Origin of the sequence: Chungangia koreensis, assembly GCF_042651785.1 — a bacterium.
Taxonomy (GTDB): Bacteria; Bacillota; Bacilli; order Bacillales_A; family Planococcaceae; genus Chungangia; species Chungangia koreensis.
Map to the genome: position 1 here is coordinate 186,537 of NZ_JBHSEC010000014.1, position 22,405 is coordinate 208,941.

The following is a 22,405-nucleotide window of genomic DNA, read 5'->3' on the forward strand; positions in this document are numbered from 1 at the left end:
CAACTAAGTGCTGGAGGTTTACAACTAAGTGCTGGAGGTTTACAACTAAGTGCTGGAGGTTTACAACTAAGTGCTGGAGGTTTACAACTAAGTGCTGGAGGTTTCCAACTAAGTGCTCGAGGTTTACAACGAAATGCCCGAAGTTTTCCAACCAAATGCCCGAAGTTTCCAACCAAGTGCCCAAAGTTTCCAACCAAATGCTCGAAGTTTCCAACCAAGTGCCCCAGGTTTCCAACCAAGCACTCGAAGTTTCCAACCAAGTGCCCAAAGTTTCCAACCAAGTGCTCAAGGTCTACTATCAAATCATTCCTCTACAATTCAAGCGGCCTTGTAGCAGGACCTTCCATGACACGTCCATCTTTATAGAATCGGGAACCGTGACAAGGGCAATCCCACGTTTCATCCGCTTCATTCCAGCGTGTTTTACATCCCATATGAGTACAAGTAGGAGTATCAGTCCGTGTAACTCGTCCACCGACAAACTCCGCAATCACCATGCCGTTAATCTTCAATGCTTGTAGCAAAATAGAACCAAAATCGGAACGTGTCGGCGCATAAAGGTCGATTGCCTTGTTGTCTTTGCCGATAATGATGTCACGTAAAATATGGCCGGAAACAAGTGAATTGGACATGCCCCATTTTCTGAAGCCAGTGGAAATGAATACATCTGGCTGACCGGAAGTGATTTGCCCGACATATGGAATAATATCTGGCGTCTGCGGATCCTGTGCGGACCACTGATGTGAAAAATCCGATAAACCAAAAAGTTGTTTGCCCTTTTCGACAAGTGATTCGTAATAAGGTTCGGTATCCGATGTGCTTCCTGCCTCATGCTTTCCGCCGCCGATGACTAAATAGGACTTGCCATCAATCTGAGAAGTCCGGACAGAAAGGGAAGGCTGGTCAACTGCTAAATATTGTCCTTTTAATGGTTTGTTTGTCAGTGCGGACGCGGCATATGATCGTTGTACAACTAATTTGGCAATTTGCAATCCACGGAGCGCTTCTACCGGGTAGTGAGTGCAGAGAATCAGTTTGCCATAACGGACATGTGCTCCGTTCTCAAGAACGACCTTATTCTCTTTTAAATTCAGCATTTGAACTCGCGAATGTTCGTATATTCTTGCGCCAGCTTCGACTGCTTTTTCTGCAAGGCTTTGACCGAATCTCACAGGATGTAACTGGGCTTGGTCTGCAAGAGTCAAAGTAGACATCATATCTACGGGAATTTCAGAGTCTTTCCCTATTCTTCCTGGAATCTTTAACTGTTGGTAAGCTCTCCACTCATGGTGGATCATTTCGTCGCCATGCTTTGTTTGGGAGAATAATACGGAATCTGCATTTACTAGTTCATCTTCTTTAGCGAAGTCTCGGGCAAATCGGATTGCTTCTTCACTTGCATCAAAATAGGCACGTGCACCATCTTCCCCGAATTTGTTGATCAAGTCAGAGTAAATGATGTCATGCTGGGACGTTAGTTTTGCTGTTGTGTGTCCACTTGCTCCGGCTAAGATTTCTTTACCTTCTAAGAGGATGACATCCTTGCCAGCCTTTGAGAGGAGATAGGCTGTTGTCAACCCGCTTAACCCACCGCCGACAATGACGACTTCAGCCTGTGCATCTTGAGATAATTTCGGATACGTTTTCTTCGGATAGGCCGTTTCCAGCCACAGTGTTCTCGCCATGAATGTTACCTCCGTTCTTATCATCAGTAATACCATGAAAGATTGAAAACTATTCCGGAAGCAGAAAAATTGTTCCTTTGGGTAATAGCAATTATCATTAGACATAGAAATGAGGTGTAGTGGAAATGAAAATTGAAGTATGGTCAGATTATGTTTGCCCTTTTTGCTATATCGGTAAACGATTGTTAGAACAGTCACTGGAACAGACAGGATATAAAGAACAGGTGGACATCACTTTCAAAGCGTATGAATTGGACCCGGATGCTCCTAAGGTTTCAACAGAATCCACGGCAGAAATGGTCGCACGAAAATATGGAACAACTGTAGAAGCTGCGAAGCAAATGAGCCAGCAAATAGGGGATCGCGCTAAAGAAGTGGGTCTCCATTATAATTTTGACAAGATGAAGCCTGCCAATACGTTTGATGCACATCGGCTTGCTAAGTTTGCTGAGAAAAAAGGCAAAGAAGCTGAACTAAGTGAACTTCTTTTACATTCATATTTCATTGAAGGAAAAGAGATTGGTCGTCATGAGGTACTTTTGGAATTGGCACAGACTGTAGGCTTAGAACGTGCAGAAGCAGAAAAAGTGCTTGAAAGTGATCAGTATTCAGAGGATGTTCGCGCCGATATAAATGAGGCGATGCAAATCGGAGTGAAAGGTGTGCCTTTCTTCGTATTGAATAATAAGTATGCCATTTCTGGTGCACAGCCAGCGGAGGTATTCCAAGATGCGCTTCGACAAGTTGCAGAAGAAGAGGGATTAAAGCCGAAGCTAAAGACATTCGGATCAGATCAAGGCGGCCTTTGCACTGATGGCAGCTGTGATATCTAATAGTTAACATGCAAAAGGGATCGCAAAGTGGAGTTGGACTTTGTGATCCCTTTTTTTACTTGCGCTCAAAAGAAAGATATCTGGTGCCTTGAAATGACAGGATTCCCATATCCCCATCGGCAAGCATGCCGTATTCCTGTCCATTCAACTGTAATTCCATGCGATCGCCGCTTGATACTTCAAATGTGACGTAGTAAGTAGTACTTGCACTACTATCTCCACTGCCACCTCTTGTATTTGTTCGTTTTGTCACTACCTTTGCCGGTACGGTGAGACGTGGTGAACTATTGTTTTGCGACCATTGCCTTATACTGGAACCAATCACGAATATGAACATCCCAATAATGAAAATGAATAATAACGCAAAAAATACACCAAATAGGCCAGGACCTCCGCCAAGGAAGGTGCGTTCAAAAAAACCAGGTCCCTCTATTATAGGATAATCCATCTGCTCTTCCCCTTTCCCTTACTCAAGATTTATATACGTATAAAAGTGGAGTTGGTTTCAGACGAAATTATTATATCGTTAAAACAATAGTTCGATGAATCAAACTATTGTAAATAAAATTAATGGGAAGCATTGACTAATTTCCGACAGTGTTCGACAATGGAAATGGAAACCTTTCATGTATTGTTATTTAATGGAACCCAAAACGGAGTGTAGCCATCCATGTCAAATCGGCAAGAAAACAAGTATGGACTAATCACCATGTTAATTCTTTGTATCATCGCCGTAACAGCTATCAATTACAATTTGACGCTTAATCATGTTGTGAAATCAGTGGACAAAGAATCTGAATTTATATTAGAGAGGATGTCAGAAGAGTCCTCGGAATACATTGCTGAACGGATAGCTAATATGAGATTAATGGCTGATTATTTGTCTTTTATCCATAGTAACGATGATCTGATCGTCACCTTCTTAAATCGGCAAAAGGATTCGTTGGAAACTTTTGAAAGCTTATCCTATATAACTAAAGAAGGAAGAATGCTAACAGCTCAAGGAAGAAGTATGGAAATACCAGACCGAGAATCTGTCAATCTCGCACTTTCTTCAAAAGAGCCTATATATAGTGATGTATTTGAAGTAGAGCCAGACGTATTCGCAGCCGCTATTCGCTTCCCGGTAATGGTGGACGAAGAAGTGGTAGGGGTTATTTCAGGAACCATCAATGCACAAGAAATGATGTCTAACGTGTCTAAAGGGTTGGACATTTCAGGTCAAGCCTCACTTAGTGCTAACCAGCGTATCATCGTCTCAACAGCAAATGATCTTAAGGTGAATGCGGTCATCCCGTTTTCCGATATTTTTCTTGGGGATATGGAAGCTCATGTTGAAGGCAGAGAGTTAGTAAATGAACAAGATGCCCATTTTATTAAATATAACCAGGTTGTCCCAAACTGGTATGTCGTTTTAGATACATATTCAAGCGAAAGCCAACAGGCAGTGACTTTCCTTTTTTGGCGAAATTATTTGTTCATAGCAGGGGGAGTATTGGCATTACTTACGATTTATCTTCTGTTGAAGAAGTACAAAATTAGGAAAGAACGGCTATTAAAACAAGACCTTTTAACGGGATTATCGAACCGTGTTCAGTTAGAGGAAGATTTAAAGGAAGCATTTGAAAAAAAATCGAAAAGTTCACTTTATGTAATTCTCATTAATATCGATCGGTTTAAGAATATCAATGACCGTTTTGGTTATCAGAGTGGGGACCGGGTACTTTACGAACTGAGCCGGATGGTACAGACTGTTGTATCTTCTAATCAGTTATATCGGGTTGGAGCGGATGAATTTGTTTTAACTGCCTATTCGAATTCTGAAGAGCAAATCTATAAAACGATGGATTCAATTCTAAAAAGTGCTGACCGTCCAGTGATCCTACCTTCTGGAGAATCTCTTTGGATGACAATCAGTATCGGAATCCGGCATTACGAGAAAGGCGTCAGTTCCGATGTACTGCTGCAAGATGCATCTTTAGCCGTACAGCATGCAAAGGGCATGGGCGGGAACCGATACGTTCTGTTCACGAAGGAATTGAGTACACAGCATGAACGTGTCCGCCTCATGGAAAAAAATCTGGCTACAGCTTTACAAAACAATGAATTCCACTTAGTGTATCAGCCGTTGTACTTATTGCAGTCAGAGAAAATAACAGGATATGAAGCATTATTAAGATGGAATTCACCAGCTCTTGGTGAAATTTCGCCAGTTGAATTTGTACCAGTTTTGGAAAGCACTGATTTAATCATCCCAGTAGGTCGGTGGGTGATGCATGAGGTAGCTCAAACAGTCAATCGGTGGGAGCAGGAAACGGAAGAACACTTCCAAGTAGGCATTAATATTTCGATTAAACAGCTAATGCACCCGGAATTCATAAATGATGTTAAAAGTCTGCTGAAGGAGACTTCAGTGTCGACTGATAAACTACTATTTGAAATTACCGAGTCTGTAGCTGTTCAAAATAGTGTACTGGCACTCTCCATATTAAATGAATTGAACGCGCTTGGTATTCAGACAGCGCTTGACGACTTCGGTACAGGCTACTCCTCGCTTTCAATCTTAAAAACATTACCGATTCAACATTTAAAAGTGGATCGTTCGTTCATAATGATTATGGAAAGTGATGGGGATAAGTCGAAAATGATTTTAAAAGGCATCATCGATATTGCAAAAGGCCTCGGGTTGAACACTGTTATGGAAGGTGTCGAAACGATCGAGCAATTGACGCTTCTGAAAGAAATGGGTGCGGAGAAAATCCAAGGCTATTTAATAAGTAAACCGGTTCTTCCAAGGAAGGCATTGGCATTACGGAGTGTCAACTACTTCAAGGCGCAAGAATCGAAATGATTGTTGCCGAGTTTTTGTACTGAAAATGTAAAAAACCTCCTCTCGATTTCGAGAGGAGGTTTTGTGATTAGAATTATGCAGGGTTTGCTTCAAGTTCGATATCGATTTTAATATCTTCTCCAACTAAAACGCCGCCAGTTTCAAGTGCTGCATTCCAAGTTAAGCCGAACTCTTTACGGTTGATCTTAGTCTCAGCTGAAAATGCTACTACTTCAACGCCCCATGGGTTAGTACCTTTGCCGCCAAACTCAGCTTCAAATGTCACTTTCTTCGTTGTATCTTTGATCGTTAAATCACCTGTAACATCATATTCGCCGTCGCCTTTATTGACGATGTCAGTAGCTACGAATGTAATCGATGGATAATTTTCAACATCGAAGAAATCAGCAGAACGAAGGTGGTTGTCACGGTCTTCATTTTTTGTATTGATGCTGTTCACATCGATTTTAAACTCAATTTTTGCTCCTGTTAAATCTTCAGGAGTACCTTCCAATTCCGCTTCAAAGTTTGAGAAGCTTCCACGTACTTTTGAAACCATCATGTGTTTAACAGAAAAGCCTATTTCAGAGTGTGCCAAGTCAACATTATATTTCGCCATTTTTTCTTCCTCCTAAAAATTAGAATCTTTCTATACACAATATAAAATGCATAAACCTTGAAGTCAAGATATTTTTATTAATTTGGTTACTTTTTTTCACCAATATACTATTAGTCATTTAATTACACTGAAGTTTACTTTAGATGAAAAAGGAGTATAATATTATAGAAAATGGGGGGATTTAAATGAAAGAAAAGTGTTTATGTCCGCGTTTGGCGAAAGCTATGGACCTTTTAGGAAAGCGGTGGACCGCTTTAATCATATATCAATTACTTGAAGGCTCTCAACGATTCAATGAAATCGAATCTGCACTTCCAATCAGTGGAAGGCTTCTTTCTGAAAGACTGAAAGAACTGGAGAAGGAAGGGCTCGTAGAGCGAAAAGTGTATCCTGAAGTTCCCGTGAGAGTCGAATATGCTTTAACTGAAAAAGGATTGGGTCTTAAGACGACAATTGAGGGCATACAACAATGGTCGCAAGACTGGTGTTAATGAAATGGCACTTGTCATGACTATGTCCGCATACTATGATAGGTGAGAAGGTTTTTTGAAAGGAATTGACTCCATGAAAACTGAATGGTTTAAGGCATTAAGTGAAAAGATCAGCAGTAATAATATAAAAATAGACGAACCATTAAATCTCCATACAGCAACTAAAATGGGTGGTAACGCAGACGTTTTTGTTGTACCGGAAAATGAAGAAGAAGCACAATTTGTCGTTAAATATGCCCACTCCAACGGTATTCCGATTCTTCTTTTAGGAAACGGCTCTAACATGGTTGTCCGTGATGGCGGTGTCCGTGGAATCGTAGTGAACTTCTCGAAGTTGAACAAGATTATAATTGACGGAACTCATGTATACGCTGAAGGTGGAGCAGACGTAAAGGAAGTATCTAAACAAGCAGCAGCTGAAGGTTTGACAGGCTTTGAGTTCGCATGCGGTATTCCAGGTACCATTGGCGGCGGCATGGCGATGAACGCCGGAGCTTATGGTGGGGAATTTAAGGATGTTATCATCCAATCTACCGTATTAACGCCGGAAGGGGAACTTAAGGTCCTCTCAAAAGATGAACTTGAACTTGACTACAGAAAGAGTGTCATTGCAAAAAAAGGCTATTACGTACTTTCTGCAGAGTTCGGATTGGCATATGGAGTGCAAGAAGAAATCGATGCAACCATTGCTGATTTAACATACAAACGCGAATCGAAACAACCGCTCGAATACCCTTCAGCAGGTAGTGTATTTAAACGCCCGCCCGGGTATTTTGCAGGAAAGCTGATCCAAGATAGTGATTTACAAGGAAAAGGCTTCGGTGGTGCGGAAGTCTCCATGAAACACGCCGGGTTTATTGTCAATAAAAACGGGGCAACTGCAACGGATTATATTCAAACAATCGAAATGGTCCAAAGCACTGTAAAAGAAAAATTTGGCGTTGATCTTGAATTAGAAGTGAAAATCGTCGGAGAAGAACCGATGTAACTGACGTGTCCGGCCCTTTGTAGCCGGACACTATTTTTTTAGGAGAAGGTGTGTCATGTGGTGATAGTCGGGCTCGGCGGAGCGGTTGGCGCAGTACTACGTTTGCTTGTAACAAGTTATATGGACGGTGCCGCTCTATGGTTGGTGAACGGAATAGGAAGCTTAGCTCTCGGGTATATGAATGGACGTTTAAGAGGTCAATCTAAATGGATACTGTTCTTCGGTACCGGTATGATCGGATCGTTCACGACATTCTCGGCGTTTTCGCAACAGTGGTTTGACTTGTTGGCCCATGACTTCATTGCTGGTATATTGTATGGAATTGGAATGACTATCCTTTGCTTTTTCCTCTGCTGGTTCGGATTGAATGCAGGTAGAAAGAGAGGCGGTCAGGCATGATGATCCTTTTGACGGCAGTTGGAGGGTTTTTCGGAGCCATTGCCCGGTATTTGACGTCAAAACTGTTTAAGCGTTTAAATTCGGGCTTTTCTGCAACGATGGCAGTAAATCTGTTAGGTTCCTTTCTAATGGGACTGGCTGCCCGTGCTGCGTGGGATGATTTGAATTGGCGAACACTCGTTATCACAGGGTTTTTAGGCGCTTTTACAACATTTTCTACATTCATGTATGATGCGGTGGAGTTGGCAGAAGAGAAATTGCCGTTCAAGTCTTTGATCTATGTAGTACTGACTCTCATCGGTGGATTACTGCTATTTATGATGGGTTGGAGTTTATCCTGATCATCCAAAGAACTCCGCTGAAAGTCATCATAATGAGAAGTGGAAATAACAAAGGGAGCCCTTATTCAGAGGCTCCCTTTGACTTACTTGTTTAACTTGAAATTACCTTTCTCAACAACGCGTCCTTTCCGGCCAATAGTTGTTTCTGCATGCAGGACTGATTGGTAGACCGCTTCCTCAGTCGCTTCAATGACCGCTTGGAAAAGATCATTCATTACAGCTGAATCATCGCGAAGAATCGCATTTTCGGTATACATTTCCGTACTTTCATGCGGGATCATATAGCCGTTAGAGAATGCGATGATAATGTCTCCGCTGCCGTTATGTACGTGTGTGCCCGTTCGTCCAAGACCGATTGCGGCGCGTTTAGCAAAACGTTTAAGCTGCCGCTCGTTTACTGGTGCATCGGTTGCGACGACGATTATTACTGAGCCGTCAGGTTTCTCTAAATCGTCCGGAGCCCAATCCGCAATTTTAATTTCATGAGCACGACCGAAGTTCGTTAATGTTAAAACACCAACTGTATACTGATAGTTCTCGCCCTCGACGATTCTGGATGAACTGCCGATTCCACCCTTCACCCCATAGCAAATCATTCCTTTTCCCGCGCCGACTGCCCCCATTTCAAAGACACCGGACTCCGCTTTAACGATTGCCTGTTCAGCATGCTCAGGACGGACCGCCATAAGACGCATGGAATTCAAATAGCTGTCGTTACATTCGCCGACGACAATATTCAAAGAACTGGTTTGATCTCCGATTTCAGGATTTTCATGAAGCATATACCCCATGGTTCCTTCCAATACAGCTCCAACACTAAAAGTATTCGTAAGCATGATCGGGGATTCTATTACACCCAACTCATCGACTTGTATCAATCCCGCAGTTTTTCCGAACCCGTTTAAGACGAAGCTCGCAGCTGGTACTTTTTCCTTGAACCAGTTTCCGCTATGAGGCAAGATTGCCGTGACTCCTGTGCAGATTGTGTCATCCTCATTCAATTTCTCATATAGCGTAACATGTCCGACTTTTACGCCTTCCACATCCGTAATGACGTTCCATTTTCCTCTTTTCATTTCGCTTCCTCCATTGATAAAAGACCTTTTCCGAAAGCGGAAAAGGTCATTATTAGTAGTTATTTTACAATCAAAACTGGAGCGTGTACACGTTTGGCCACCTTATGGCTGACACTACCCAACACCATTTCCTGCAGGGTATTCAGTCCCCGACTGCCAATGACGACGATATCGTACTTCTCACGATTCGCATGTTCGACAATTGTCGGGCCTGGTTCGCCATGAAGGAACTTCACCTCATATTCTATTCCTTCTCGATTCAATAATTTCTCGACGTCCGCAAGCAACTTTCGTCGTTCCAAATGCATTTCTTCATTGCTTTGAACATGCATAACGTCTGAACGGGATTTCGAATAGTCGATAACGTAAAGCAAGGTCACGACTGTATCCTGTGAGATTTTGGCTACTTTCGCTGCTTCGGTCGCAGCTCGTTCAGAATGATCCGAGCCGTCTACCGCCAAAAGGATTTTTCGATACATTAGGCAACCCCCTCGAATGTGAAAAATCAATCATTTCCCTTTATCGGATATACGGCAAGACGTTCAACCAGTCTCTTACTTGACTCGTTGAGGCCGATGAATTCAATCCGTTGGGATTTCTCCTTCAGTTTTACATATACCCGATCTACAGCACCTACACTTGAGTCATCCCAAATATGGGCATCAGAAAAGCCGATGATGATCTGCTCAACCTTTTCCACTTCATCGATTTTGGCTGTAAAGTCTTGGACTGAAGCAAAGAATAATTGACCATGTACTGTATACATATTCTTCACGCCAGTTTCTAACACCTTCTTTTTCACTGTAACACAGGAAATTTTAGAGATGAAAAAGATGGCACTTAAGATGACCCCAGCTAATACACTTTGGACAGATCATGAGTTTCCAAGACGACTATGACTGTCACTAACATAACGATAGCATGCACTTCGGGTCTTTGTTTCTTTATCAACAAAAGACGGAGCTGTTTAATACATTCAAATGAATGTTTGAATATTAGTGGACTTATTCTGAATAATTGCATATAATACAGTCAAACAATCATTTGAATGAAGGTGCTGACTTTGAAGGATATATGTGAAGTGACAATTGTCCATGAGGAAACAGTGGACTTTGTTAAAAAAGCAATGCCCGACTTAACCACTACCGTACTACTCTTTAAAGCATTGGCAGATGAAACCCGATTGAAAATCGCCTATGCGCTTACTTTGGAAAAAGAACTGTGTGTTTGCGATGTAGCGGCAGTTATTGGCTCCTCAAATGCGACTGCATCCCATCACCTCCGTTATTTGAGGGAACAGCATTTGGCTAAGTCGGAACGGAAAGGGAAAATGGTATATTACTCCCTCGCGGATGAGCATATTTTGCATCTGATCCAAGTCGCTTATGAACATGCAATAGAAGGTGATGGGGAATGAAGATTGATGAAAAGAACGAGTATCGCTTGGAAAACTTATCCTGTGTAAATTGTGCAGCAAAATTCGAAAAGAATGTACGCAATCTGCCAGGAGTGGATGACGTTCTCCTGAACTTTGGAGCATCCAAACTAACCGTTTCTGGAGTTGCGTCCGTAAAAGATTTAGAACAGGCGGGTGCCTTCGACAATATAAAAGTGCGTCCTGTAAAAGAAAAAAGAGTCATTGAAACGATTCCATTTTATAAAAGAAAAGAAAATGTAATCAGCCTATTTTCCTTACTCTTTTTGTTAATAGGGACTTCGATTTCATTTGAATCCGGAGAAGAAAATCTATTGGCCATCAGCCTGTTCGCCCTCTCCATTTTGGTTGGCGGGTTTGATATGTTCAAGGTGGGGCTAAAAAACCTATTTCGCTTTGAATTCGATATGAAAACTCTCATGACGATTGCGATTATTGGTGCTGCAATTATCGGGGAGTGGCGAGAAGGGGCGGTCGTCGTCTTCCTGTTCGCTGTTAGCGAAGCGTTGGAAGCCTATTCGATGAATAAGGCACGCCAGTCTATACGCCATTTAATGGATATTGCGCCATCGCGGGCAATTGTCAGACGTAAAGGAGAACTATTGGAATTAGACACGGATGAGGTACGGATCGGAGACATGCTGATCGTTAAACCGGGACAGAAAATTGCAATGGACGGCCAGGTTTCCTCAGGACTTTCAACCGTCAATCAGGCCCCCATTACAGGTGAATCGATGCCGGTTACTAAGTCTGTCGGAGATGAAGTTTTTGCTGGCACGATCAACGAAGAAGGCGCACTTGAAGTCCTCGTGACGAAAAGAGCAGAGGATACGACCATTGCGAAAATTATCCACCTCGTTGAGGAAGCGCAGGCAGAAAAAGCACCTTCGCAGAAGTTTGTTGACCGATTTGCAAAATACTATACGCCAATCATAGTAATAATCGCTTTGCTGGTTGCTGTTATTCCTTCTTTAGTAACGGGAGATTGGCACACATGGGTGTACCAAGGGCTTGCAGTATTAGTCGTAGGATGCCCTTGTGCACTCGTCGTTTCGACGCCAGTAGCAATCGTGACTGCTATTGGAAATGCAGCGCGTCAAGGAGTGCTAATTAAAGGCGGAATCCATTTAGAAGAGCTCGGCAAGATCAAAGCAGTAGCTTTTGATAAAACAGGAACTTTGACAAAAGGGTACCCGGAAGTTACGAACGTCGTGCCGGTGGACATTTCAGAGGTGGAAATGGTCCGACTTACGGCAGCGGTAGAATCGATGTCGCAGCATCCGCTGGCAAGAGCTATATTGAATTACGCGAAAGGGAAAGGGATTAGCTTTCCTGAAGGCACCGAATTCCAATCTGTAACAGGAAAAGGAGCGCATGCAAGAGTAGATGGCAGGGCAATCATGGCAGGTAGTTTGGACTGGATCGGCTCAATAGTCTTCGTCCCGGAACAGATGCAGCAGATGGCCACGGCCTTGCAAAGTGAAGGGAAATCCGTCATAGCGATTGCCGATGAACAACATCTTATAGGGCTGATTGCAGTCGAAGATCCGATTCGGGAAAATAGCGCAGAGGTATTGAAACGGCTTGTCAAAGCTGGCGTAACACATACGGTTATGTTGACAGGAGACGGTAAACGTACAGCTGAAGCAATTGCTAAACGGGTGAATGTAACGAATGTGGAAGCACAGCTTATGCCAGAAGATAAGCTGACAGCTATCCAAAAAATGAGAAATCAGTTTGGCCGCGTAGCGATGGTAGGTGACGGTGTAAATGATGCACCTGCTCTTGCTACAGCCGATGTCGGAATAGCGATGGGCGGAGCCGGAACGGATGCCGCATTAGAAACCGCTGACGTGGCTCTCATGTCGGATGACTTGGATAAATTGCCGTATTCAATTAATTTAAGCCGAAAAACATTGCGAATTATTAAAGAAAATATTATGTTTGCATTAGGCTTAAAAATAGTAGCGCTACTTCTCATTATTCCGGGTTGGCTGACATTGTGGATTGCCATTTTCGCGGATATGGGTGCAACCCTGTTGGTTGTATTGAACTCTCTCCGGTTAATGAGGATCCAAAAGTAGGGCGCTGATACGGGGGAATCGTCAGTGAAATTGACAGAGTGGACAATGGAAGAGCAAGAACAGCTGATCCATTTTATGACTACCAATGCTTGGCCTTATCATGGAAACTCCCACCCTGCACGGGATATCATCGAAAAGACGATAGAAGAGGGCGGATATGAATCCGATGAAGTTAAAACGTTTTGGGTAGAGAATGATGAAGGTAAACAAGTAGGGATTGTGAAAATCTATGATTTACAGGATGAAATTCCGCTTTTCGACTTGCGGATTGCGGAAGCTCATCGTGGACACGGCTATGGTCCGAAAGCATTGAAGCTATTGGCTGAATACGTTTTCGGACTGCCAGGCAATAAAATTCGGTTGGAAGGCCATACTCGACAAGATAACTTCGCCATGAGAAAAACATTTGAACGGGCCGGCTTCGTCAAGGAAGCGCATTTGCGCAAAGCTTGGTACTCACCAAAAGAGCATTCGTATTATGATGCCGTCACATATGGAATTACCCGTGAGGACTTCTTTGGAGGAACAACAACTCCAGTCCATTGGGACGATGAACAAGAGAATCGTAATTTGGCTGAAGTTGTGCCATTAGCTCTTCGCCAGTTTCCTGAGTATTTTGAGTCGGAGCGGCTCATCATTCGTGCTCCGCGAGTGGAGGATGCTACTTTGGTTTGGGATGCCATTCGCCATTCCATGAAAGAATTGAAGCCATGGATGCCATTCGCACAAAAATTGCCTAAACTAGAGCAGACGACCGAAAGCATCCGTCAAGCAGTAGCGGATTGGGCGACCCGGAAAGATCTCCGTCTCCACGTGTTCTTGAAGGAAACTGGAGAATTCATCGGTTCTTCAGGTCTACATCGCATTAACTGGGACATCCCGAAGTTCGAAATCGGCTACTGGCTTGATAGCCGCCATGAGGGCAAGGGCTATATGACGGAAGCGGCGGAACGCATTACACAATACGCTTTCGAAGAACTTGGAGCAAGAAGAGTTGAAATCCGATGCGACACCGACAATGTCCGAAGTCGTGCCATCGCTGAACGATTAAAATATAGTCTTGATGGAATCTTGAAAAACGATTCATTATCCGCAGACGGAAAACGTCTACGCGACACATGTATTTACTCTAAAGTAAGATAATAAAAAGGAATGCCGTATCATGGCATTCCTTTTTGATGTTAGGGCAATCCAGCGTTACTACCGATTATTGTGGTTTTACTACCGATTATCGTAGATTTACTACCGATTATTAAGGTTTTACTACCGATTCTAAGGGCTTTACTATCGATTATTGATTGTTTATGGGGTTAGTCTAAAAAGTGGACACGAAAATGTGAGATTGGGATAATCGATACAACATTTAAAGGGGCGTGTCCAAAATGGCCGAAAGAAAATCTCCCGAGTATAAAGAATATGTATCAAAGCTAATTGTAGAAGAAGGAAGAAACGCAAAGCAACTAAGCTATGAGTTAGAACTTAGCTATTCAACCACACTCAAATGGGTCAAGGCATATAAGGAAAAGAAGCAGCGTGAACTGAATCCTGACCAACATCTGGATACTCCTTCGGAGTTACGTAAAAGAATTGATGAGTTTGAAAAACGTAACCGTGAGCTTGAGGAGGAGAATGAAATCTTAAAAAAGGCCATGCATGTCTTTGCCAAAAGCCGCAAGTGAAATATGAATTCATCCAGGCACACCAGGATGAATACCGAGTGGTAAAGATGTGCGAAGTCTTGAAAGTTTCAAAGAGCGGCTATTATAAATGGCTCCATTCAAAAGATGAAGTCAGTGAAAGAAAGCAAAGACAGGAAGAACTTCGACGAAAAATTTCCAAGTCCTATCATGAGAGTGGTGGTACCTATGGCAGCCCGCGTATCCATCAAGATCTATTGGAGTGGGGATATATTGTTTCTCAGAAGACCGTAGCTCGTTTAATGCGTGAGATGGAATTAACGGCCATTCCTGAGTCGAAATATATAACAACTACGGATTCTAACCATGAAGAGTTTGTCTATCCTAATCTACTTGAAAGACAATTCATGGTGGAGGCTCCAAATACAGCTTGGGTCGCAGACATCACCTACATCTGGACAGTAGAAGGATGGCTTTATTTGGCAAGCATCATGGATCTTTTCTCTCGAAAAATAGTCGGGTGGAGTCTGGATGTCACGATGAAGAAAGAGTTACCGTTAGAAGCTTTAGAAGAAGCCTTAACTCTCCGGCAGCCACAAGGAGAACTGATTCACCATTCGGACCGTGGGTCCCAGTACTGTTCAACAGAATATATCCAGACATTAAACAATCATGTGGAGAGCAAAGTCGGCATCAGTATGAGTAGGAAGGGTAATCCCTACGACAATGCTTGTATCGAATCCTTCCACGCGACAATCAAGAAAGAACTAATCTATCGAAGGCGATTCAAAACGAGAAAAGAAGCAATTGATGCCATAACTCATTACATTGACCATTTCTATAATGGGAAAAGAAGACACTCAACATTAGGATACCTGTCTCCGAATGATTTTGAGAAAGAGTATCATCAAAATCCAAAAGTAAAAATAGCATAACACTCTCAAAGACGTCCGAAAGGTTCGGTCTTCTTTTCGACCGAACTTTTCGGATGTCCCACCAAACGAAGTGCGGTAGCGATTTTTTAGAAAGTTACCTCATAAGAGTGTGTCCACTTTATTGACCTAAGTCCATTTACTACCGATTCTCAATTTCCCTGCCGGTTAGGCAAAGAAAAAGACGGACCCTATAAGTCCGTCTCCGTCTAAGTAGATCGCCTTCCGGTCAACAATTGGAAAATGAAGATAATACCGGCAATCACTAAAATAATATGGATTAATCCGCCGCCGATTTTGAACAGGAATCCTAATAACCAAAATACGATCAAGGCGATAATAATCCACCATAGGATTTTACCCATCTGTCTCACCCTCTCTTTGCATGTCCAATACCCTGTTGAAAAATTTCATAAACTTCACCATAGTATGGCAAAAATAGAGATGTTCATGCATCTTGTAGTAAACTGTTAATACGTATTGGAGAAAGTAGGGGAACTTTATGCCAACACCAAGCATGGAAGATTACATAGAACAAATCTTTCTTTGGACTGAGAAGACTGGAGAAGCGCGTGTATCAGATATCGCCGAGTCGCTATCCGTACTCCCTTCATCTGTGACAAAGATGGCCCAGCGCTTAGACAAGGATGGGTATTTAGTTTACGAACGATACAAAGGGTTAATATTAACAGAGAAAGGCCACAAAGTTGGAAAAAGGCTAGTGAGAAGGCATGAGTTATTAGAACAATTTCTCCGGTTGATCGGTGTAGATAAGGAGAATATCTATACGGATGTGGAAGGGATTGAACATCACCTTAGCTGGAATGCCATTAGCCGAATTGAAGGTCTTGTAGAGGTGATGGAGGCTAATCCGTCGTTTATAGAAAAATTGAAAAAAACTGTGCGAGATCGGGAAGAAAATTGAACGAAAAAGGAGATAGAGTAATGGCTGAGCTTCAATCAGGTACAATCGTCGATATGGAAGTGAAAGAAAAACAAGGCTCTAAGTGGATATTAGCGTTAGAGGGCCAGGAAGTCAGTATGAATGCTTCGGAGGCGCCGGAAGATTTGGCAGAAGGCGACACTCTAAAAGTATTTCTATACTTGGATCGACGCGGTGAACTTTCAGCTACCTCTGCAGTTCCTGACATAAGTTTGGACACATATGGTTGGGCAAAAGTGATTCGCACGAGCGATAGAGAAGGAGCTATTGTCGATATAGGGACAACCAAGGAGATTCAAGTGGCTCCTGAAGATCTTCCCAAAATCCGTTCAATATGGCCGGAAAACGGGGACTGTCTCTTCATGACGTTACGAACGGACAAGAAGGGAGAGCTTTTTGGCCGCTTAGTGACGGAAGAAAAAATTCAAGATAAATTGATTGAGGCCCCTACATCTATATTCAATAAAAACATTAAAGCAAGACCTTATCGATTGTTGCCGGTTGGTTCCTTTTTACTGAGTGTACCGGAAAATTATCGAATTTTTGTTCATAACTCTGAAATGGTGAAGGAACCAAGGCTGGGACAAGAAGTCGAAGTACGTGTCATCGGTGTCAAAGAAGATGGGTCAATTAACGGTTCTATGCTTCCAAGAAAACAAGAACGTATTTCCGATGATGCCGAAGAAATCTTCCGTTATTTAATTGATGTAGGTGGTAAGATGCCGTTTTCGGATGATTCGACGCCTGAAGAAATAAAGGAAATGTTCGGCCTGAGTAAAGCGGCATTCAAACGAGCTATGGGTAAGCTCATAAAAGATGGAAAAGTTACTCAGAATGAAGGCTGGACCCAATTGAATCACGTTTAATAGAAAGAGGACAGAGAGTCGACTGGGAACTTTTTTGTCCTCTTCTACGTACTTATCTTGTAGGAGGATGTGGAAAAACATTCCCGAAAAGGAGAGTCAATATGAAGAAATTGATATCAATTGTAAGTGTAATCATGCTGTCAGCAGCTATTATAACCCCCTCTGCATTTGCGGAGACAAATAGCGGAGTCGTCAATGAAAAATTAGGGGTTCCTGTAGTCGTCTATGGAGCAAACTTGACAGAAGATCAAAAAGCGAGTGTAAAAGATAGTTTGAAAGTGTCCGATGGAGATGACGTTGAAGAGATCATAGTGGATGGCAATGATTTAGTGAAGTATGTGAAAGACGGGAATTCGAATTCCCGTATGTTTTCATCCGCTAAAATTACGCGGAAAGACGCAGGCAAAGGGCTGGTCATCCAGATTGTAACTCCTGATAATATCACAGAAGTCACTTCTGAAATGTACATGAATGCTATGTTGACTGCAGGAATCGAGGACGCAACTGTACTCATTGCGGCCCCTAAACCGGTAACCGGTCACTCAGCACTTGTAGGGATTTATAAGGCATACGAAGTGAATGGTGAAAAGCTTGATACTGAGCGGACAGATGTTGCCAATGATGAGCTATCGGTTGCAACCACTTTGTCAGAATCAGTCGATGATGCAAAAGTTAGTGAACTATTAACAGAAATAAAGAGACAAATTGCTGAACAAAATCCTGTTTCGAAGGAAGAAGTAGAAGCAATCGTCAATGAACAGTTGAATAAATTGCAAATTGAATTATCACCAGAAGATAGACAATTACTTATTGACTTGATGGATCGAATTCGTCAATTGGATATCGACTTCAGTAAATGGTCCGACCAGTTGAACGACTTGAGTAAAACGATTGAAGACAAAATCACGGAACTTGCAAATGATGAAGGGTTCTGGAAGAAAGTTAAAGATTTCTTCACTAACCTAATCGATTCCGTCCGTTCTATTTTTGGAAACTAAACCATTTGACCATCCATCAGTGTAATTATTAGAGGCTGTATGGTTAGTATGCTACAATCGTTGAAAAGGAGTGATGCATAGATGGAATTTCAATTAACGGAATTAGGAAACGATAGTTTTGCCTATGTTCATGAACAAGATGGAAAGAATCTTGCTGAAATTACATGGGTCCGCAAAGGTGATGTAATGGTCATGGATCATACATTTGTCGATCCTTCTTTACGTGGCCAAGGCGTAGCAAAAAAGCTATTGGATCAAGCGGCAGATTACGCACGTGACAACGGACTGAAAATGCAAGCCCTATGTTCCTATGTCGTCTCTGCTTTTAACCAATCCTCCTCATACGATGACGTGAAAGCATAACAAAAAAGGCAGACCCTATAAGGTCTGCCTTTATTTCATAAGTCCGAATGATTAAAAACCCATAACAATAAATAAGAATGTAGTTAAAACGGATGCACCGGCAATTGTGAATAAGACGTCAGATTGGGTATAAATGATGTTTTTTTCTTCCATGTGTAGTTCCCCTTTCAATCTGGTGTAATACTCTATTTATTCCCAAATTGATAGAGAATTAAACAACATTATCCAATTATTGTTTAAGAATTTGAAAAAAGTGAAACTAATTCATTAGGAAGACCGTATAGAAATAGAGAATTTTAAAACAGAGGTGACCTTCATGAAAAGAACTGGGGAAGTCGTTTTAGGTGTCATTGGTTCGATTTTCAATGTAATCGGAATTATTGGCTTACTATTTTTAATGGTAGGTGCTTCAGGGTTTATGAATAGTTCAGACTATGAGCTCTTCATGGATCAGATGCAGATGGAGATGCAAAACGATCCTAACTTGACTGCTGAAGACGCTCAAATTGTAGCTGATATGATGCCTGCCATGTTTGATGCAATCGGTGTATTTGGATGGGTCTTTTTAGTGGCCCTGATTATCAGTTTAATATTAGCAGTCATCGGAATTGTGAAAATCAGTAAGAACAGCAGTCCGAAAGCAGCCGGTGCTCTCTTCATCGTAGCAGGAATCTTTGCGGGCATTTTGTCTCTGACATCGATCCTATTCTACATCGCTGCCATTATGTGCTTTGTTCGTAAACCGCCAGTCCAAGATGAGTTCTTAGAACAACGCGAACCATACCAAACATTTTAAGGAATACAAAAAACCTGCACGCTCTAGTAAAAAGCGTGCAGGTTTTTAAATTATCCGGCAAAAGCTGGTGCTTTAACGTAGTAAACATATTGCGCAGTGTCAAGAGGATACCCTTGAAATAGTTCCTCAAATTCCTCTACGAATTCAAACCCTTTTGCTTCATAGAAATTACGGCCATTTACATTGTCACATTCTATATAGACAAAAAGTTGCTGTGCATCCTGTATTAACTCGAGTCCCGCTTCGAATAACTGGGTGCCAATCCCTAATTGCTGATATTCAGGGAGCAAATAGATCGCAGTCAATTCAGCATCACCGTCTTCATCAGTTTTTGTGAATGCTGCAAAGCCAACAACATGACCATCGATTTCTGCGAGGAGCATATTCGTTTTTTCCATTCTCTTTTGAAGCATCGGGATAGAATATGCCATGTTCAAAAACTGTTGTTGAACATCTTCTGGTATGATTCCATTATAAGTATGTTGCCAGCTAACATTAGCAATGTGCTGGACTATTTCAATATCGTCATAGGTCATGGAACGAATCATCCTTGTCACCTCGAAACTCTTTTTGACATCATAACAAATATTAGGCTTCAAGACCACTTACATGTGTAATATTTCCGGAAAGGGGGACAATTTACTATGAAATGGATCACCAAGTCATTTGATGAATTAACAACCATCGAACTTTACCATATTTTAAAGGTGCGAACTGACATTTTCGTTGTTGAACAAAAATGTGCGTATCCGGAAATAGATGGTCACGATGGGGTATCATTGCATCTGTTTTCTCTTCAAAACGGGGAAATTGCAGCTTATGCAAGACTTGTTCCTGCTGGGGAAAAATACGAGCAAGCCTCAATAGGAAGGGTACTCGTTATTCCTGCTAAAAGAAAATCCGGTTTGGGTCGCCAACTCGTCTCACAAGCTATCGATAAGATTAAAGAAGAATGGGATGTAAAAGAAATTAAACTTCAAGCACAAAGCCATTTGGAATCTTTTTATGGATCATTCGGTTTCCAGCCAGTATCCGAAATATACGATGACGACGGCATTCCGCATGTCGATATGCTCTTAACGGTAAGATAAGGAAAGTTTTTAAGACAAAAAAATGGGTATACATAAGTACATAGTGAAAAGGGAGGAAGATCTACTATGGCGAAACGTAAACGAAATAATCGAAACTTATTATTAGCTGGACTTGCAGCAGGTGCTTATGCATATTTCAGTAAAAAAGAAAACCGTGACAAAGCGATGGTAGCCTTCAACAATACAAAGGAAAAAGTGAATTCTTTCATGCACGCTCAAAAATTGAATCGATCTACTGAGACAAAAGCTGGGTTATCGGACCCTTATGATTTACAGGACAATAAAATGGTAAGTGAAGGCTCACAAACTAGCGTTCACTACTATAATCAGGAAGTCGAAGATAAGAAATCGAAAAAGTCCGGTGAAGACCAAGGTTTATATAAAATGGATCCGGAAGCGACAAAGAATAGTCAAGAACCTGATAAAAATACACTTCAATAATAAATCAACCGGTGGGAACTGCGCTGTACTGTGCAGTTCCCTTTTCTATGTCTAAGCTGCATTTTGTGAATTTATAGGCGGCGAAAAAAAGCTTAGACTCGTTGCTCTACGTGATGAAGCTGCTGTATAGTATGACTGATTTTGCTCAAGAGAGTCAGCTCATTTGATCTTTTTTTCCTTCAATCAGGTGTGAAGTCTCACTTTGAATTGTAATGACACTTGTAAATAAGGTATACTACTCTATAGTTTAAAAACATTGAAGGTGAAATGATTGAAGAAAAGGATTGGATTATTCTCTATCCTAATAACCGCAGCATTTGTCTTATCTGGCTGTGCAGGTGTAGAAAATAAAGAAGGTATGTTTTATAGCTTTTTAGTTCGTCCATTAGACTTATTGTTGAATTACTTAGGGGATTTATTTGGTGGCAGTTATGGACTAGCTATCATTGCAATTACGCTCATTATCCGTCTTATTTTAATGCCATTAATGTTGAGGAACTATAAAAATCAACAGGCGATGAAATCGAAAATGGATAAACTGAAACCGGAAATGGAAGACATCCAAAAACGGTTAAAAGAAGCGAAGTCAAAAGAAGAACAAACGAAAGTCCAACAGGAAATGATGGGCCTTTATCAAAAACACGGAGTCAACCCGTTGAATATGGGCTGTTTACCGATTCTTATTCAGATGCCGATCATCATGGGATTATATTTCGCTATTCTCCACTCACCAGAAGTGAAATCTCACCAGTTCCTTTGGTTCAACTTAGGTTCTCCTGACATTGTGATGACATTGCTCGCAGGTGCTGTTTACTTCGTACAAGCGAAAGTTTCTCTCTGGACCGTGCCTGAACAGCAAAAGCAGCAAATGAAAATGTTTGTCTATATTTCGCCAATCATGATCATGTTTGTATCGTTCTCCTCTATGGCTGCTTTGCCGCTTTACTGGGCAGTCGGTGGACTTCTATTAATATTCCAAACGTATTTGGGAAGAAAATTCTATTCAGAGCATCCTGAAAAGGCATTAGAAGAGACTAATAAGCAATCTTAAAGTACAACCGGCGCGATCAATTGCGCCGGTTTTTTCTAAGGAGTGAAATGGTTTGAATCGGAAGTTAGTCTTTGGTATTTTAATTGGGTTATCAAGTATATTATCCTTAGTCTTTATCGTATTGAGAAATATGGACCTTGCTGTGTTCTTCATGTGTATACTATTTACTTTTACAAATTTATCAAGAGTATATAGCTTCCGGGAGAAAGGCTACACGAAAGAAGCGAATTGGATGAAATGGATGGCCGTCGTATTTGCAATCGGAGCGGTTGTAATCCTGTACCTCTATTTATTCTGAAAATGAAAAGCGCGTTGAATCCTAAACGATTCAGCGCGCTTTCTTTTGTGGTGCTACTTCCCGTTCATGTCTACGTTCCTCTAACAAAATGTCAAGCTGTTTCATGAGCCTTTTTACTTCAAAATGGGTAATTGGTTGTTTCATGTTCATTTCTCCTCCCGGTATATGTATGTACCATATGATTCGAAAGAAAGGAGGAGTTTCTGTC

28 protein-coding genes are annotated in these 22,405 nt (G+C 41.8%); 20 read left to right on the forward strand and 8 right to left on the reverse strand.

What is annotated here, in order from left to right; all coding sequences use genetic code 11:
* Positions 1-311: 311 nt before the first annotated feature.
* Positions 312-1,685: an FAD-dependent oxidoreductase gene (locus tag ACFOZY_RS08665; protein WP_378154388.1), complete on the reverse strand. Its 1,374-nt coding sequence runs from the start codon at positions 1,683-1,685 to the stop codon at positions 312-314.
* 125 nt (positions 1,686-1,810) lie between these two features.
* Between ACFOZY_RS08665 and ACFOZY_RS08670 the strand changes: the two genes are divergently transcribed.
* The gene (locus tag ACFOZY_RS08670; protein ID WP_378154391.1) at positions 1,811-2,518 is read left to right on the forward strand and encodes a DsbA family oxidoreductase; all 708 of its coding nucleotides are present in this window, start codon (positions 1,811-1,813) and stop codon (positions 2,516-2,518) included.
* Between the two features lie 55 nt (positions 2,519-2,573).
* Here the strand turns inward: ACFOZY_RS08670 and ACFOZY_RS08675 are convergent, their stop codons facing one another.
* On the reverse strand, positions 2,574-2,966 hold the full coding sequence (locus ACFOZY_RS08675; protein ID WP_378154394.1) for a DUF2500 domain-containing protein: 393 nt from the start codon (positions 2,964-2,966) through the stop codon (positions 2,574-2,576).
* A gap of 222 nt (positions 2,967-3,188) precedes the next feature.
* Here ACFOZY_RS08675 and ACFOZY_RS08680 point away from each other — a divergent pair, with 222 nt between their 5' ends.
* Positions 3,189-5,369: a putative bifunctional diguanylate cyclase/phosphodiesterase gene (locus ACFOZY_RS08680; RefSeq protein WP_378154396.1), complete on the forward strand. Its 2,181-nt coding sequence runs from the start codon at positions 3,189-3,191 to the stop codon at positions 5,367-5,369.
* A gap of 73 nt (positions 5,370-5,442) precedes the next feature.
* Here the strand turns inward: ACFOZY_RS08680 and ACFOZY_RS08685 are convergent, their stop codons facing one another.
* Complete coding sequence (locus ACFOZY_RS08685; protein ID WP_378154398.1) at positions 5,443-5,967, reverse strand: YceI family protein; 525 nt, start codon at positions 5,965-5,967, stop codon at positions 5,443-5,445.
* Between the two features lie 185 nt (positions 5,968-6,152).
* On the opposite strand from ACFOZY_RS08685, the gene ACFOZY_RS08690 reads away from it, so the two are divergent.
* The 4 genes from ACFOZY_RS08690 to crcB all read left to right on the forward strand — a co-directional run bounded on the left by ACFOZY_RS08690 (position 6,153) and on the right by crcB (position 8,186).
* Positions 6,153-6,458: a winged helix-turn-helix transcriptional regulator gene (locus ACFOZY_RS08690; protein ID WP_378154400.1), complete on the forward strand. Its 306-nt coding sequence runs from the start codon at positions 6,153-6,155 to the stop codon at positions 6,456-6,458.
* Between the two features lie 73 nt (positions 6,459-6,531).
* Entirely contained in the window at positions 6,532-7,446 is a 915-nt protein-coding gene (gene murB / locus ACFOZY_RS08695; protein WP_378154402.1) for a UDP-N-acetylmuramate dehydrogenase, read from the forward strand.
* 57 nt (positions 7,447-7,503) lie between these two features.
* On the forward strand, positions 7,504-7,845 hold the full coding sequence (locus ACFOZY_RS08700) for a fluoride efflux transporter FluC (protein ID WP_378154404.1): 342 nt from the start codon (positions 7,504-7,506) through the stop codon (positions 7,843-7,845).
* The gene (gene crcB / locus ACFOZY_RS08705) at positions 7,842-8,186 is read left to right on the forward strand and encodes a fluoride efflux transporter CrcB (protein WP_378154406.1); all 345 of its coding nucleotides are present in this window, start codon (positions 7,842-7,844) and stop codon (positions 8,184-8,186) included. The genes ACFOZY_RS08700 and crcB overlap by 4 nt, the downstream gene beginning before the upstream one ends.
* 83 nt (positions 8,187-8,269) lie before the next feature.
* On the opposite strand, the gene ACFOZY_RS08710 is transcribed toward crcB, so the two are convergent.
* From ACFOZY_RS08710 to ACFOZY_RS08720, 3 genes are read right to left on the reverse strand one after another with little or no spacing between them, the layout of a single operon-like run.
* Positions 8,270-9,262 carry a P1 family peptidase gene (locus ACFOZY_RS08710; protein WP_378154408.1) on the reverse strand — a complete coding sequence of 331 codons (993 nt, stop codon included), beginning with the start codon at positions 9,260-9,262 and terminating at the stop codon, positions 8,270-8,272.
* A 59-nt stretch (positions 9,263-9,321) separates the two neighbouring features.
* Positions 9,322-9,741, reverse strand: a complete 420-nt coding sequence (locus ACFOZY_RS08715) for a universal stress protein (protein WP_378154410.1) — start codon at positions 9,739-9,741, stop codon at positions 9,322-9,324.
* Between the two features lie 26 nt (positions 9,742-9,767).
* A complete protein-coding gene (locus tag ACFOZY_RS08720; protein ID WP_378154521.1) occupies positions 9,768-10,028 on the reverse strand; it encodes an STAS domain-containing protein in 261 nt (86 codons plus the stop codon).
* A 282-nt stretch (positions 10,029-10,310) separates the two neighbouring features.
* Between ACFOZY_RS08720 and ACFOZY_RS08725 the strand changes: the two genes are divergently transcribed.
* From ACFOZY_RS08725 to ACFOZY_RS08745, 5 genes are all read left to right on the forward strand, one after another.
* Positions 10,311-10,679, forward strand: coding sequence for an ArsR/SmtB family transcription factor (locus ACFOZY_RS08725; protein ID WP_378154413.1), 369 nt, complete (start codon positions 10,311-10,313; stop codon positions 10,677-10,679).
* Entirely contained in the window at positions 10,676-12,781 is a 2,106-nt protein-coding gene (locus tag ACFOZY_RS08730) for a heavy metal translocating P-type ATPase (RefSeq protein WP_378154415.1), read from the forward strand. The genes ACFOZY_RS08725 and ACFOZY_RS08730 overlap by 4 nt, the downstream gene beginning before the upstream one ends.
* Before the next feature lie 24 nt (positions 12,782-12,805).
* Complete coding sequence (locus ACFOZY_RS08735; protein ID WP_378154417.1) at positions 12,806-13,924, forward strand: GNAT family N-acetyltransferase; 1,119 nt, start codon at positions 12,806-12,808, stop codon at positions 13,922-13,924.
* Positions 13,925-14,163: 239 nt separating this feature from the next.
* A complete protein-coding gene (locus ACFOZY_RS08740; protein WP_378154419.1) occupies positions 14,164-14,460 on the forward strand; it encodes a transposase in 297 nt (98 codons plus the stop codon).
* Positions 14,457-15,353 carry an IS3 family transposase gene (locus tag ACFOZY_RS08745; RefSeq protein WP_378154421.1) on the forward strand — a complete coding sequence of 299 codons (897 nt, stop codon included), beginning with the start codon at positions 14,457-14,459 and terminating at the stop codon, positions 15,351-15,353. Before ACFOZY_RS08740 ends, ACFOZY_RS08745 begins: the two co-directional genes overlap by 4 nt.
* Before the next feature lie 206 nt (positions 15,354-15,559).
* On the opposite strand, the gene ACFOZY_RS08750 is transcribed toward ACFOZY_RS08745, so the two are convergent.
* Complete coding sequence (locus ACFOZY_RS08750) at positions 15,560-15,715, reverse strand: lmo0937 family membrane protein (RefSeq protein ID WP_378154423.1); 156 nt, start codon at positions 15,713-15,715, stop codon at positions 15,560-15,562.
* Between the two features lie 137 nt (positions 15,716-15,852).
* Here ACFOZY_RS08750 and mntR point away from each other — a divergent pair, with 137 nt between their 5' ends.
* From mntR to ACFOZY_RS08775, 5 genes are all read left to right on the forward strand, one after another.
* Complete coding sequence (gene mntR / locus ACFOZY_RS08755) at positions 15,853-16,275, forward strand: transcriptional regulator MntR (protein WP_378154425.1); 423 nt, start codon at positions 15,853-15,855, stop codon at positions 16,273-16,275.
* A gap of 20 nt (positions 16,276-16,295) precedes the next feature.
* Positions 16,296-17,159 carry a CvfB family protein gene (locus ACFOZY_RS08760; protein ID WP_378154427.1) on the forward strand — a complete coding sequence of 288 codons (864 nt, stop codon included), beginning with the start codon at positions 16,296-16,298 and terminating at the stop codon, positions 17,157-17,159.
* Positions 17,160-17,260: 101 nt separating this feature from the next.
* Positions 17,261-18,157 (forward strand): DUF1002 domain-containing protein, encoded by an 897-nt coding sequence (locus tag ACFOZY_RS08765; protein ID WP_378154429.1) that lies wholly within the window; start codon positions 17,261-17,263, stop codon positions 18,155-18,157.
* Positions 18,158-18,238: 81 nt separating this feature from the next.
* A complete protein-coding gene (locus tag ACFOZY_RS08770; protein WP_378154431.1) occupies positions 18,239-18,520 on the forward strand; it encodes a GNAT family N-acetyltransferase in 282 nt (93 codons plus the stop codon).
* A gap of 316 nt (positions 18,521-18,836) precedes the next feature.
* Entirely contained in the window at positions 18,837-19,316 is a 480-nt protein-coding gene (locus ACFOZY_RS08775; protein ID WP_378154433.1) for a DUF4064 domain-containing protein, read from the forward strand.
* A gap of 50 nt (positions 19,317-19,366) precedes the next feature.
* Here the strand turns inward: ACFOZY_RS08775 and ACFOZY_RS08780 are convergent, their stop codons facing one another.
* Positions 19,367-19,852, reverse strand: a complete 486-nt coding sequence (locus tag ACFOZY_RS08780) for a GNAT family N-acetyltransferase (protein WP_378154435.1) — start codon at positions 19,850-19,852, stop codon at positions 19,367-19,369.
* A gap of 108 nt (positions 19,853-19,960) precedes the next feature.
* Here ACFOZY_RS08780 and ACFOZY_RS08785 point away from each other — a divergent pair, with 108 nt between their 5' ends.
* The 4 genes from ACFOZY_RS08785 to ACFOZY_RS08800 all read left to right on the forward strand — a co-directional run bounded on the left by ACFOZY_RS08785 (position 19,961) and on the right by ACFOZY_RS08800 (position 22,197).
* Entirely contained in the window at positions 19,961-20,407 is a 447-nt protein-coding gene (locus ACFOZY_RS08785; protein WP_378154437.1) for a GNAT family N-acetyltransferase, read from the forward strand.
* A gap of 66 nt (positions 20,408-20,473) precedes the next feature.
* On the forward strand, positions 20,474-20,848 hold the full coding sequence (locus ACFOZY_RS08790; protein WP_378154439.1) for a hypothetical protein: 375 nt from the start codon (positions 20,474-20,476) through the stop codon (positions 20,846-20,848).
* A gap of 271 nt (positions 20,849-21,119) precedes the next feature.
* Positions 21,120-21,899: a membrane protein insertase YidC gene (yidC, locus tag ACFOZY_RS08795; RefSeq protein WP_378154441.1), complete on the forward strand. Its 780-nt coding sequence runs from the start codon at positions 21,120-21,122 to the stop codon at positions 21,897-21,899.
* Positions 21,900-21,951: 52 nt separating this feature from the next.
* Positions 21,952-22,197 (forward strand): hypothetical protein, encoded by a 246-nt coding sequence (locus ACFOZY_RS08800; RefSeq protein WP_378154443.1) that lies wholly within the window; start codon positions 21,952-21,954, stop codon positions 22,195-22,197.
* Positions 22,198-22,405 lie beyond the last annotated feature (208 nt).